The organism is Streptomyces seoulensis (assembly GCF_004328625.1).
Classification (GTDB): domain Bacteria; phylum Actinomycetota; class Actinomycetes; order Streptomycetales; family Streptomycetaceae; genus Streptomyces; species Streptomyces seoulensis.
Genome location: NZ_CP032229.1, coordinates 3,943,960 through 3,956,533, shown reverse-complemented (window position 1 = coordinate 3,956,533; position 12,574 = coordinate 3,943,960). Strand labels below are relative to the sequence as shown.

The 12,574-nt window shown below is 72.2% G+C and carries 10 protein-coding genes; 5 read left to right on the top strand and 5 right to left on the bottom strand.

Annotated elements, in window-relative coordinates:
- Positions 1-10 precede the first annotated feature (10 nt).
- Positions 11-1,621, top strand: coding sequence for an N-acyl-D-amino-acid deacylase family protein (locus D0Z67_RS18520; RefSeq protein WP_031180946.1), 1,611 nt, complete (start codon positions 11-13; stop codon positions 1,619-1,621).
- A gap of 12 nt (positions 1,622-1,633) precedes the next feature.
- On the opposite strand, the gene D0Z67_RS18515 is transcribed toward D0Z67_RS18520, so the two are convergent.
- The gene (locus D0Z67_RS18515; RefSeq protein ID WP_031180945.1) at positions 1,634-2,458 is read right to left on the bottom strand and encodes a trypsin-like serine peptidase; all 825 of its coding nucleotides are present in this window, start codon (positions 2,456-2,458) and stop codon (positions 1,634-1,636) included.
- Positions 2,459-2,686: 228 nt separating this feature from the next.
- Here D0Z67_RS18515 and D0Z67_RS18510 point away from each other — a divergent pair, with 228 nt between their 5' ends.
- Both D0Z67_RS18510 and D0Z67_RS18505 read left to right on the top strand, forming a co-directional pair.
- The gene (locus D0Z67_RS18510; RefSeq protein WP_031180944.1) at positions 2,687-3,898 is read left to right on the top strand and encodes a pyridoxal phosphate-dependent aminotransferase; all 1,212 of its coding nucleotides are present in this window, start codon (positions 2,687-2,689) and stop codon (positions 3,896-3,898) included.
- Positions 3,899-3,979: 81 nt separating this feature from the next.
- Positions 3,980-4,393: an SCO4983 family protein gene (locus tag D0Z67_RS18505; protein WP_031180943.1), complete on the top strand. Its 414-nt coding sequence runs from the start codon at positions 3,980-3,982 to the stop codon at positions 4,391-4,393.
- A gap of 6 nt (positions 4,394-4,399) precedes the next feature.
- On the opposite strand, the gene D0Z67_RS18500 is transcribed toward D0Z67_RS18505, so the two are convergent.
- Positions 4,400-6,232, bottom strand: a complete 1,833-nt coding sequence (locus D0Z67_RS18500) for a phosphoenolpyruvate carboxykinase (GTP) (RefSeq protein WP_031180942.1) — start codon at positions 6,230-6,232, stop codon at positions 4,400-4,402.
- 373 nt (positions 6,233-6,605) lie between these two features.
- Here D0Z67_RS18500 and trhA point away from each other — a divergent pair, with 373 nt between their 5' ends.
- Both trhA and D0Z67_RS18490 read left to right on the top strand, forming a co-directional pair.
- Positions 6,606-7,283, top strand: coding sequence for a PAQR family membrane homeostasis protein TrhA (gene trhA / locus D0Z67_RS18495; protein ID WP_031180941.1), 678 nt, complete (start codon positions 6,606-6,608; stop codon positions 7,281-7,283).
- Between the two features lie 41 nt (positions 7,284-7,324).
- Entirely contained in the window at positions 7,325-8,056 is a 732-nt protein-coding gene (locus D0Z67_RS18490; protein WP_031180940.1) for a Mut7-C RNAse domain-containing protein, read from the top strand.
- Between the two features lie 7 nt (positions 8,057-8,063).
- Here D0Z67_RS18490 and D0Z67_RS18485 read toward each other — a convergent pair whose 3' ends face one another.
- From D0Z67_RS18485 to D0Z67_RS18475, 3 genes are all read right to left on the bottom strand, one after another.
- A complete protein-coding gene (locus D0Z67_RS18485) occupies positions 8,064-8,945 on the bottom strand; it encodes a prohibitin family protein (protein ID WP_234312726.1) in 882 nt (293 codons plus the stop codon).
- A gap of 108 nt (positions 8,946-9,053) precedes the next feature.
- Entirely contained in the window at positions 9,054-11,087 is a 2,034-nt protein-coding gene (locus D0Z67_RS18480; protein WP_031180938.1) for a thioredoxin domain-containing protein, read from the bottom strand.
- Positions 11,088-11,143: 56 nt separating this feature from the next.
- A complete protein-coding gene (locus D0Z67_RS18475; RefSeq protein ID WP_051887638.1) occupies positions 11,144-12,565 on the bottom strand; it encodes an NB-ARC domain-containing protein in 1,422 nt (473 codons plus the stop codon).
- Positions 12,566-12,574 lie beyond the last annotated feature (9 nt).

The following is a 12,574-nucleotide window of genomic DNA, read 5'->3' as shown; positions in this document are numbered from 1 at the left end:
GGTCAGCGTCATGGAAGAACTCGTCGTCCGGGACGCCGACGTGGTCGACGGCAGCGGCGCGCCCGCCTACCGCGCCGATGTGGTCGTCGACCGCGGCCGGATCGTCTCCATCGTCAAGGAGGCCGCGGCGGCGGGCTGTCAGCGCCCGCGCGCCCGGCGCGAGCTGGACGCGGAGGGCCTGGTCCTCTCCCCCGGCTTCATCGACATGCACGCCCACTCCGACCTGGCCCTGCTGCGCGACCCCGACCACAGCGCCAAGGCCGCCCAGGGCGTCACCCTCGAAGTCCTGGGCCAGGACGGCCTGTCGTACGCCCCCGTCGACGACCGCACCCTGGAGGAGGTCCGCCGGGCCATCACCGGCTGGAACGGCTACGGCGACGACCTCGACATGGACTGGCGCTCGGTCGGCGAGTACCTGGACCGCCTCGACCGGGGCATCGCGGTCAACGCGGCCTACCTCATCCCGCAGGGCACGGTGCGCGCGCTGGTCGTCGGCTGGGACGACCGCCCGGCGACCCCGGCCGAGCTGGACCGGATGCGGCAGCTGGTCGCGGAGGGCCTGGAACAGGGCGCGGTCGGCCTCTCCTCCGGCCTCACCTACACCCCCGGCATGTACGCGAACGACGCCGAACTCACCGAGCTGTGCCGGGTGGTGGCCTCCTACGGCGGCTACTACTGCCCGCACCACCGCTCCTACGGCGCGGGCGCCCTGGAGGCGTACGCCGAGATGGTGGCCCTCACCCGGGAGGCGGGCTGCCCGCTGCACCTGGCGCACGCCACCATGAACTTCGGCGTCAACGAGGGCCGCGCCCCCGAGCTGCTCGCCCTGCTCGACGCGGCCCTGGACGCGGGTGCCGACCTCACCCTGGACACGTATCCCTACACCCCCGGCTCCACCACCCTCGCGGCCCTGCTGCCCAGTTGGGCGAGTGAGGGCGGCCCGGCGCAGATCATGGCCCGGCTCACCGACCCGGCGACCGCCGAGCGCGTCCGGCACCATCTGGAGGTCACCGGCTCCGACGGCTGCCACGGCGTACCGGCGGAGTGGGAGACGATCGAGATCTCCGGCGTGACCAACCCGGCGCTGGCCGCGTACGTGGGCCGCACGGTGAAGGAGGCGGCCGCCCTGCGCGGCGAGGAGCCGTGGGAGACGGTCCGGCACCTGCTGGTCGAGGACCGGCTCGGCACCACGATCCTCCAGCACGTCGGCCACGAGGACAACGTCCGCGCGATCATGCGGCACCGTGCGCACACCGGCGGCTCGGACGGCATCCTCCAGGGCACCAAGCCGCACCCGCGCGCCTACGGCACCTTCCCGCGCTACCTCGGCACCTACGTCCGCGAGCTGGGCGTGCTGTCGCTGGAGGAGTGCGTGGCCCGGCTGACCTCGCGGCCCGCGGCCCGGCTGCGGCTGCCGGACCGGGGCCTGGTGCGCGAGGGCCACCGCGCCGACCTGGTGCTGTTCGACCCGGCCACCGTCGCCGCCGGCTCCACCTTCGCGGAGCCGAGGACGCTGCCGACGGGGATTCCGCACGTCCTGGTGGACGGGCGGTTCGTCATCGAGGACGGGCGGCGCACCGACGTGCTGGCGGGCCGGTCGGTGCGCCGTACCCCGGTGTGACGGTCGGGGCTGTCAGGGCTTGGGCAGCGTGCAGCCGGACGCGCTGAGGTTGAGCTTGTTGCCGGTCGTGAAGCAGGCCGGTATCTGGTAGGTCTGCTCGGCGTAGTTGATGCCCTGGCGGACCGTGACCTTGCCGTTCTGGTCGACCTCGCACGGGTTGTTCTCGGTGCAGGACTGGCCGTCCTCGTTGCCCGTGTTGTTGACGGCGACGACCTTGCCGGTGGCGGTGTCGATCACCGGGGAGCCGGAGGTGCCGCCGATGGTGTCGCAGGCGGCGGTGTAGCGCAGCGAGTCCTTCCAGGTCCAGCCGCCCTCCTTCAGCCGGTACACGAACCCGTCCGCGTTGCAGGAGTAGATCCGCTTCCAGTAGCCGGAGACGACCTTGATGCTGCTCCCGGCCACCGGGTGGGTGTCGCTCAGCGGCAGCGCGTTGATCCCGTACGAGCTTTTGATCGCCGCGTAGCTGGTGGTCAGCCGGTACAGGGTGACGTCGGTGTCGGTCATGGTCGAGTACACGACCTGGTTGGCGCGGAGCGTGGCGACCTTGGTGCCGGCCGAGTTCAGCAGGCCGAAAGTGCGGCTGGAGGACTGGCCGGTGATGACCTGGCCGGGCTGCGGGAAGCCCGTCTCCAGGCAGTGCCCGTTGCTCAGCACCAGCGCGGGGTCGCTGTCCGCCGAGTTCGGCAGCCGGACGACGGAGCCGGAACAGTTGCTGAGCGACACGGTCCCGGCGAAGTCGACGGTCACCGCCTTGGCCTGCGGCGCGGCCAGGGCCGGGGTCGCGCCGAACCCGGCGAGCGCCACGGCGGAGAGCGCGGCCAGGAGAGGCTTGTTCATGTGGGGGTCCCCTCGTCGTGAATTGTCATGCACATTGTCACGAGAGGGATGAGAGAGGACAAGAGTGCCGACCCGAGGGGCCTCTTCCCGCTCGGGCGTCAACGCATGCGCGCGCCAAAGGAGTTGGCCACTCATGCGAAACCGCCGCGAACCATGGCGGAACCGGCGCCGGAACACGTGGTGGAAAACACCGCCCACCGGGCACGGGCGGCCCGTAAGCTCGCGGGCATGCAGGTGATCCAGTCGACCAAGCTCGCCAACGTCTGTTACGAGATCCGGGGCCCGGTGCTCGAGGAGGCGATGCGACTGGAGGCGGCCGGTCACCGCATCCTGAAGCTCAACACCGGCAACCCGGCCGCCTTCGGCTTCGAGTGCCCCCCGGAGATCCTGGAGGACATCCTCCGCAACGTCTCCACGGCCCACGGCTACGGCGACGCCAAGGGCCTGCTGGCCGCCCGCCGCGCGGTGGTCATGCACAACCAGACCCTAGGCATCGAGACCGACGTCGAGCACGTCTTCATCGGCAACGGCGTCTCCGAGCTGATCGTGATGGCCATGCAGGCCCTGCTGGACGACGGCGACGAGGTCCTCGTACCCGCCCCGGACTACCCGCTGTGGACGGCGGCCGTCTCGCTGTCCGGCGGCACCGCCGTGCACTACCGGTGCGACGAGCAGGCCGACTGGATGCCCGACCTCGCCGACATCGAGCGCAAGATCACCGACCGCACCAAGGCCCTCGTCATCATCAACCCGAACAACCCCACGGGCGCGGTCTACGACGAGGCGATGCTCAAGGGCCTGACCGACATCGCCCGCCGGCACAACCTGCTGGTCTGCTCCGACGAGATCTACGACAAGATCCTCTACGACGGCGCGGTCCACACCCCCACCGCCAAGGTCGCCCCCGACCTGCTCACCCTCACCTTCAACGGCATGTCGAAGGCGTACCGGGTGGCCGGGTACCGGGTCGGCTGGATGGCCGTCTCCGGCCCCCGCGCGCACGCCGACTCCTACCTGGAGGGCCTGACGATCCTGGCCAACATGCGGCTGTGCGCCAACATGCCGGGCCAGCACGGCGTGGTCGCCGCGCTCAGCGGCCGCCAGACGATCAACGACCTGGTGCTGCCGGGCGGCCGGCTGAAGGAGCAGATGGACACGGCGTACGAGCTGCTCACGCAGATCCCCGGCGTGAGCTGCGTACGCCCCAAGGGCGCCCTGTACCTCTTCCCGCGCCTGGACCCGAAGGTCTTCAAGGTCAAGGACGACCGGCGGCTGGTGCTGGACCTGCTGCGCCAGGAGAAGATCATGGTGGTCCAGGGCACCGGCTTCAACTGGCCCGAACCCGACCACTTCCGGGTCGTCACCCTGCCCAACGTGGCCGACCTGACGGACGCGGTGACCCGGATCGGCACCTTCCTGGACGGCTACGGCCAGCCGTAGCGACGCCCCTGGGTCCGACTCGGCTCAACTTTAGACTCAATCCAAGCTAGGATGGCTTCCTGTCGCAGAGGAGGCCGTCCCATGTACGAACCGATCCGCACCAAGTCGGTCCACAGCACCCCGGCGGCCTCGGACTTCCCGCACCGCTCGCGCGACGAGGAGCTGGACATCCAGCTGGCCGGACACCTCGCCGCCCTGCTCGCCGTCACCGACGAGCTGCGCGGCCCGGCCGCCGGTCCCGAGCTGGACACGGCCGCCGAGCGGCTCTCCGCCGAGGTGGCCCGGCTGCGCGGCGGCCGGGCCCCGGTACGGGCGGTGCCGGGAGCGGCCGCCGATCCGGCGCCGCTGCACCGCCGGGCGCACACCCTGGCGAGCCGCGCCCTGGTCGTCGCCGCCTCCCGCGCGGACACGGCGGCCGCGATCCTGGCCGCCGAGCGGATGGACGCGCACACGGCGGCGCTGGCCGCGCCGAGGGAACTCAGCGCGGCCCGCTGACCGTACTCAGCCGAGGCGCTCGACCAGCGCCCGGTACTGGTCCCACAGCTCCTTCGGCGTGTGATCGCCGAAGGTGTTCAGGTGCTCGGGCACCAGGGACGCCTCCTCACGCCAGACCTCCTCATCGACGGTGAGCAGGAAGTCCAGCTCGGCTTCGGTGAGGTCCAGCCCGGCGGTGTCCAGGGAGCCCTTGGCCGGCAGCACGCCGATCGCGGTCTCCACGCCCTCGGCACGGCCGTCCAGGCGGTCCACGATCCACTTCAGGACGCGGCTGTTCTCGCCGAAGCCCGGCCACACGAACCGGCCCTCGCCGTCCTTGCGGAACCAGTTGACGTAGTAGATCCGGGGCAGCTTCGCCGGGTCCTTGTCCTTGGCCACGTCGATCCAGTGGGCCATGTAGTCGCCCATGTTGTAGCCGCAGAACGGCAGCATGGCGAAGGGGTCGCGGCGCAGCTCGCCGACCTTGCCCTCGGCGGCCGCGGTCTTCTCGCTGGCCACGTTGGCGCCGAGGAACACGCCGTGGTTCCAGTCGAAGGACTCGGTCACCAGCGGGACCGCGCTGGCCCGGCGGCCGCCGAAGAGGATCGCGGAGATCGGCACCCCGCGCGGGTCCTCCCACTCGGGCGCGATGATCGGGCACTGGTCGGCGGGGACCGTGAAGCGGGCATTGGGGTGGGCGGCCGGGGTGTCCGAGTCGGGCGTCCAGTCGTTGCCCTTCCAGTCCGTCAGGTGGGCGGGCTTCTCCTCGGTCATGCCCTCCCACCACACGTCGCCGTCGTCGGTGAGGGCGACGTTGGTGAAGACCGCGTTGCCCCACAGGGTCTTCATCGCGTTGGCGTTGGTGTGCTCACCGGTGCCGGGCGCGACGCCGAAGAAACCGGCCTCGGGGTTGATCGCGTAGAGCCGGCCGTCCTCGCCGAAGCGCATCCAGGCGATGTCGTCGCCGATGGTCTCCACACTCCAGCCGGAGACGGTGGGCTCCAGCATCGCGAGGTTGGTCTTGCCGCAGGCGGAGGGGAAGGCGGCGGCGACGTACTTGGGCTCGCCGTGCGGGGGCGTGAGCTTGAGGATGAGCATGTGCTCGGCCAGCCAGCCCTCGTCGCGGGCCATGACGGAGGCGATGCGCAGGGCGTAGCACTTCTTGCCCAGCAGCGCGTTGCCGCCGTAGCCGGAGCCGTAGGACCAGATCTCGCGGGACTCGGGGAAGTGCGAGATGTACTTGGTGGAGTTGCACGGCCACGGCACGTCCTGCTCGCCCGCCGCCAGCGGGGCGCCCAGGGTGTGCACGGCCTTGACGAACGCGCCGTCCGCGCCCAGCTCCTCCAGCACGGCGCTGCCCATGCGGGTCATGGTGCGCATCGAGGCGGCGACGTACGCGGAGTCGGTGATCTCCACGCCGAGCGCGGAGAGCGGGGAGCCGAGCGGGCCCATGCAGAAGGGCACGACGTACATCGTGCGCCCGCGCATCGAGCCCCGGAACAGGCCGCCCTCGCCGCCGGACCCCTGGAAGACCTCCCGCATCTCGGCGGGGTCCTTCCAGTGGTTGGTCGGGCCCGCGTCGGCCTCCTTCTCGGAGCAGATGAAGGTCCGGTCCTCGACCCGCGCGACGTCGGTCGGGTCGGAGGCCGCGTGGTACGAGTGCGGACGCTTGACGGGGTCGAGCCGGGTGAAGGTGCCCTTGGCGACGAGCTCCTCGCACAGGCGCTCGTACTCGGCCTCGGAGCCGTCACACCAGACCACGTTGTCCGGCTGGGTCAGTTCGGCGATCTCGTCTACCCACGAGATCAGTTCCTGATGGGTGGTCGGGATGACGGTGGGAGCCGCGTTGTCGCGCGCCACGATCGCTCCTAAGTGAGGGTTCGTTGCCCTGGGTGAGGGATTTTCTCGGCCCCGTGGGGGCTGCGGCCCGGATGCCGGACGGCGACCCCGATCAGGGTCACCGCTCATCCGGTGCCGACCGCACTCATTTGATCATCCGGTGCGAGTGCGCATATGTCCAGAGGGCGTCACAGGTGAGCGAGTACCCCCGAAACGGCGCGTCCCGCGTCCGCCCTGCTGACATGCGCACCCCTTTACGCCCGCCTGGCGCGCGCATGGCGAATTCTTTGCGCGTGACAGCCCCCGCGGGCGTGAGACGATGGATCTTGGCGGGGCGTGACGTCGGCCACCCACCCAGGGGGTCTGATCCGTAACTTACGGTTCCGTAGGTACGATGCGGTGCATGACTGCGTCCGTTCCCACGCTCTCCGTGCCGGAGCCCGTCAAGCCCCGGCTCCGTGGCTGGCTGCACCTGGGCATGTTCCCGGCCGCACTCATCGCCGGCCTGGTCCTCACCGCGCTCGCCGACTCCACCCGGGGCCGTATCGCCTGCGGGATCTACGCCCTGACGGCGTGTCTGCTCTTCGGTGTCAGCGCGCTGTACCACCGGGGCAACTGGAGCCCCCGGGCCGACCGCGTCCTGCGCCGCCTGGACCACTCCAACATCTTCCTGATCATCGCCGGCACCTACACCCCGCTCACCCTGCTGCTCCTGCCGGGCAGCAAGCAGTGGCTGCTGTGGGGCATCTGGGCGGCCGCCCTCGCGGGGATCGCCTTCCGTGTCTTCTGGGTCGGCGCGCCCCGCTGGCTGTACACCCCGTGCTACATCGCCATGGGCTGGGCCGCCGTCTTCTTCCTGCCCGACTTCATGCGCACCGGCGGCATCGCCGTCCTGGTCCTGGTGGTCGTCGGCGGCCTGCTCTACAGCGCCGGGGGCGTGGTCTACGGCATCAAGAAGCCGAACCCGTCACCGCGCTGGTTCGGCTTCCACGAGGTCTTCCACTCGCTCACGCTGGCCGCGTTCATCGTGCACTACGTCGGCATCTCGCTGGTGGCCTACCAGCACGCCTGAGGCCCTACGGGACGGCTCGGGGCGCGTGCCATCCTGAACGGGTGAACGGACCCGTGATCCACCTCGAAGTCGCCCCGGACCTGCACCTGTTCGTGCCGCACGCGCACCGGGCGGGCTCTGCCGAACTCGGCACCGACGGCGTCTCCTCCCTCGGTCATGTCGTGGAGTCCCTCGGCATCCCGCTGACCGAGGCCGGCACCCTCACCGTGGACGGCCGCGAGGTCCCCCGCTCCCACGTCCCGGCCGACGGCGAGTCCGTCCACGTCGGCCCGGTCCCCCGCCCCCAGCAGGTACCCGGCGCACCCTTGCGCTTCCTGCTCGACGTGCACCTGGGCACGCTGGCCCGCCGGATGCGCCTGCTCGGCGTGGACACGGCTTACGAGTCCACCGACATCGGCGACCCGGCGCTCGCCGCGCGCTCGGCGGCCGAACGCCGGGTCCTGCTCAGCCGGGACCGGGGCCTGCTGCGCCGCCGCGAGCTGTGGGCCGGGGGGTACGTGTACAGCACCCGGCCCGAGCAGCAGCTCCGGGACGTGCTGGAACGGTTCGCCCCGGAGCTGGCCCCCTGGACCCGCTGCACCGCCTGCAACGGCCCGCTGCGCCCGGCCACCAAGGCCCAGGTGGCCGACCGGCTCCAGGCCGGCACGCGGGACACGTACGACGTGTTCGCGGCGTGCGGGGAGTGCGGGCGGGCGTACTGGAAGGGGGCGCACCACGAGCAGTTGGAGGCGATCGTGGCGGAGGCGGTGCGGTTCCGGGCGGCGTTGTCCTAGCGGGTGGCTAATTCTTCGTACCGTCCACGATGACCGGGGTGCCGCCGGAGCCGCTGCCGCAGGGGACGGCGTACACCGGGTGGGCCTTGGCGGCCTCGCGATAGGCGTCCAGGCACTGGTTGTAGAGGACCTTGTCGCTGAGGGAGCGTTCCAGGATCTTGTTGGCGCGGGCGGTGCCCTCGGCCTCGATCCGCTTGCGCTCGGCCTCCGCCTTGGCGGTCCGCGCGGCCTCGACGGCGCGTTCGGTGGCCTGCTCCTGCTGGATCTTCTTGTCGATCTGGCCCTGCAACTGCTTCGACGGCCGCACATTGCGCAGGTTGACGGTGGTCACGTCGATCCCGCGCGGTGCCAGCCGCTCCTTCACCTGGGTCTCGATCTCGGCGCTGATCCGCTCGCGCGCGGAGGCGTACCCCTCCTCGCTGGTGTGCCGGGCGAAGACGTTGCGGATGATCTCGCGGCTGTCCGGCAGCACCAGCCGTTCCTGCACGGCGTCCTCGCTGCCCGCCAGCCGGTACAGCTCGACCGCCCTGCGCGGGACGACGGCCCACTTGATGGTGACGTCGGCGTACAGCACCCCGCCCTGCGAGGAGCGCACCTCCACCCGGTCCTCGCCGCCCAGGTCGAGGTCGACCGGCCGGGTGGAGAAGGAGGTGACGTCGGTGAACGGCGACTTCAGATGCATGCCGGAGGTCAGCGGGGTGCCGACCCGGCCGAACGTCACCGGGACGCCGACCTCATAGGCCCTGACCACATGAAGACAGGCGAACAGGCCGGCCAGGACCCCACCCAGGGCGCCGACAGCGGCCCCGATCCTCCAGCCGGCCTCGGCTCTGCCGCGCCCGACGAGGAACACGGCGACGGCCGCTATGAGCAGCACTACGGACAGCACGAACACGGGCTTCCCCCCACAGGATGCGCCACCCCGACCGGGTGGCGGGTGGCGCATCGTAGCGGGCGCGGGTGTACGGGAAGTAGCCGTACGGGACGCCCGGTTGGCTCAGCCGCCGTCCAGCGCCGCGCGCAGCGCGTCGGGGTCGGTCACCGGGGCCTCGCAGGTGAAGTTCCGGCAGACGTAGGCGGCCGGGGCGCCGTCCACCAGGGGGCGGTGGGCGAGGAGCGGGAACTCCTCTCCGTCCGGGGTGCCCACCGCGACGACCGCGCCGGGGGCGCCGGTGAGGAGGGCGGTGCGGTGCAGGGCGGCGGTGCGCCCGTCGGTGAGGGACGGGCCGACGACGGCGACCTCGCGGGGGCCGTCGAGCTGCGCCTCGGCGGCGGCCAGGCCCCAGCCGACGAACCGGGGCACCCGCGGCCCGAGCGCCTTGACCACGCCGAGGGCCTGCTCGGCGGCGGTCCGGTGCGCGTCGGAGCCGGTGTGCGCGGCGTACGACAGCAGGGCGGCGGCCGCGGCGGACCAGCCGGAGGGGGTGGCGTTGTCGGTCGGGTCCTGCGGGCGGCGGATGAGCTGCTCGGCGTCGGAGGCGGTGTCGTACAGCGCGCCGCTCTCCGGGTCGGTGAAGCGGGTCATCACCTGGTCGAGGAGGAGCCCGGCGAAGTCCAGCCAGACGCCCTCGCCGGTGACGGAGGCCAGCGCGAGGAAGCCCTCGGCGACGTCCGCGTAGTCCTCCAGCACCCCGGAGTTGGCGCCGGCCCGGCCGTCGCGGCTGGTCCGGGTGAGGTGGCCGTGCTCGTCGAGGTGGACCCGGACGAGATGGTCGGCGGCGGCGACGGCTGCCTCGATCAGGTCGGGGCGGTCGAAGTAGGCGCCGGTCTCCGCGAGGGCGGCGATGGCGAGGCCGTTCCAGGCGGCGACGACCTTGTCGTCCCGGCCGGGCGCGGGGCGCCGGGACCGCTCGGCGAGCATCCGCTCCTTCACAGAGGCGATCTTCTCGGCGTCGAACACCCGCTCCGCCTGCGGCAGTTGGAGCACGGACTGGCCGTGCTCGAAGGTGCCCTCGTCGGTCACCCCGAAGTACTCGGCGGCGAGGTCGCCGTCCGCGTCCCCGAGCAGGGCACGCAGGTTCTCGGGCGTCCAGACGTAGTACGCCCCCTCGACGTGCTGACCGGTGCCGTCGTCGCTGTCGGCGTCCAGCGCGGAGGCGAACCCGCCTTCCTCCGTGCGGAGTTCGGAGACGAGGAAGTCGGCGGTCTCCAGCGCGACACGACGGGCGAGGTCGGAGCCGGTGGCCCGCCAGAGGTGGGCGTAGACCCGACAGAGCAGCGCGTTGTCGTACAGCATCTTCTCGAAGTGCGGTACGACCCAGTCGCGGTCCACGGAGTAGCGGGCGAAGCCGCCGCCGAGCTGGTCGTAGATGCCGCCGCGGGCCATGCGCTCGCAGGTGTCGGCCGCCATCTGGAGGGCGCCCTCGGAGCCGGTACGGGCGTGGTGGCGCAGCAGGAACTCCAGCGCCATGGAGGGCGGGAACTTGGGCGCGCCGCCGAATCCGCCGCGCTGGGGGTCGTACTCGCGGGTGAGCCCGAGGAGGGCCTGCGCGAGCTCCTCCTCGCCGGGCGTCCCGGCCGCCTGCTGGACGATCTCCCGCTGGGTGAGGTCCCGGGTGATCTTCCCGGCCACCTCGGTGACCTCGTCCCGCCGGCCCTCCCACGCCTGGTGCACGCCTTCCAGCACCTGCCCGAAGGAGGGCATGCCGTGCGCCGGGCGGGGCGGGAAGTAGGTGCCGAAGTAGAAGGGCTCGGCCTCCGGCGTCAGGAACACGGTCATCGGCCACCCGCCCTGCCCGGTCGCCGCCTGCACCGCCTCCATGTACACCGCGTCGACGTCCGGCCGCTCCTCCCGGTCCACCTTCACACTGACGAAGTTCTCGTTCAGGTAGTCGGCGGTCGCCTGGTCCTCGAAGGACTCGTGCGCCATGACATGACACCAGTGGCACGCGGAGTACCCCACGCTCAGCAGAATCGGCACATCCCGCCGCCGAGCCTCCTCGAACGCCTCCGGCCCCCAGGGGTACCAGTCGACCGGGTTGTCAGCGTGCTGAAGCAGATACGGCGAGGTCACGTCGGCTAGCCGGTTCATAGGGACCATGGTTGCACGGTGGGGGCGGGGAGGGGGTGAGGGTGCCGCCGGGCGCCTCACGCCGCCAGCACGCGCCCCTCCCGCAGCTGTCGCAGTACGCCCGCCTCCGGGAGGTGGAGGCCGCGGAGGGTTCGGGTGTCGAGGTGGGGGGTGGTGCCTCGGTGGTGGCCGTGTTTCAGGAGGCGTACGAGGGCCTGGCGGATGCGGGTGGCGGGGACGTCGATGCAGAGGCGTTCCTCGGCGTAGGCGTGGGTGAGCGGGTGGAGCCGGGCGGAGCCGGAAGCGGGGCGGTCGACGAGGTGCTCCGCCGCCAGGGCGGTGAGGTGGGTCTCGGCGGCGGCGGGCGGTTCGCCCGCGAGTACGGCGGCCGTCGCGCAGTCCACCTCCCCGGGCGGGTGGAGCGCCAGCAGGCGGAGCAGCTGCCGCGCACCGTGTGACAGCCGGGCGTCGGAGGCGGCCAGCGCGGTGCGTACGCCGTCCTCCAGGGCCAGGGTGATCAGGGGCTCGCGGTAGTAGTCGCTGAGCGCCCAGGTGGGGTGGTCCCGCATGTGGCGGCCTATGACCGACAGGGCGAGGGGGTGGTGGCCGAGCAGTCCGGTGATCTGCCGGACGGCCGGGCCGTCCGGGGTGACGCGTTCGGTCCCGGCCGCCGAGCGCAGCAGGACGACGGAGTCCGCCGGGGCGAGCGGCGGTACGGGAAGGCGGGAGACCCCGGTGAGGCCGGGCAGGGCGCGCCGGCTGGTGACGAGGGTGCGGCAGCCGGGAACTCCCGGCAGCAGCGGGCGTAACTGCTCGCGGTCCGCCACGTCGTCCAGGACGATCAGCGCCCGCGTGTCCACGAGGAGTTGGCGGTACAGCGCCGTCCGCCCGCGGAGGTCGTACGGGATGCGGTCGCCGGTGATGCCGAGCAGCCGCAGGAAGGTCTCCAGCACGGCGGCGGGATCGGCGGGCGGTTCGCCGGCGGCCGAGCCGCGCAGGTTCGCGAACAGCACCGGGGTGTCGGGATGTTCCCCCGCGAGGCTCCGGTGGGCGAGGTGCAGGGCGAGCGCCGTCTTGCCCGCGCCCGCCATGCCCTCCAGCAGCAGCGGCGCCCCGCCGACGGCCAGCGCCCGCTCCGCCGAGGCCGTCAGGTCCGCGCGGCCGACGAACGCGGCGGGCCGCGCGGGCAGCCGGTCGTAGGCGCTCACCCGGGCGGCGGCCTCCGCCTCGCCGAGCACGGCGCGCAGCGACTGCCGCCAGAGGGAGACGACGGCCTCGTCCGGGCCGACGAGCGCCTGGACCACGGCCAGCAGCAGGTCGGTGTTGGGGCGGCGGCGGCCCCGCTGGAAGCAGTTGCCCACCGTGGAACGGGCCGGCCACTCGCCGCGCGGGCGTCCCGCGCGCCGCCAGTCCCGGTGGACGCGCCGGGTGATCTCGGTGATGGACGGGTTGTCAGCCCACACCTTCAACAGCCTGAGTTCCGCGATGAATTCGTCCATCGTGCGGGC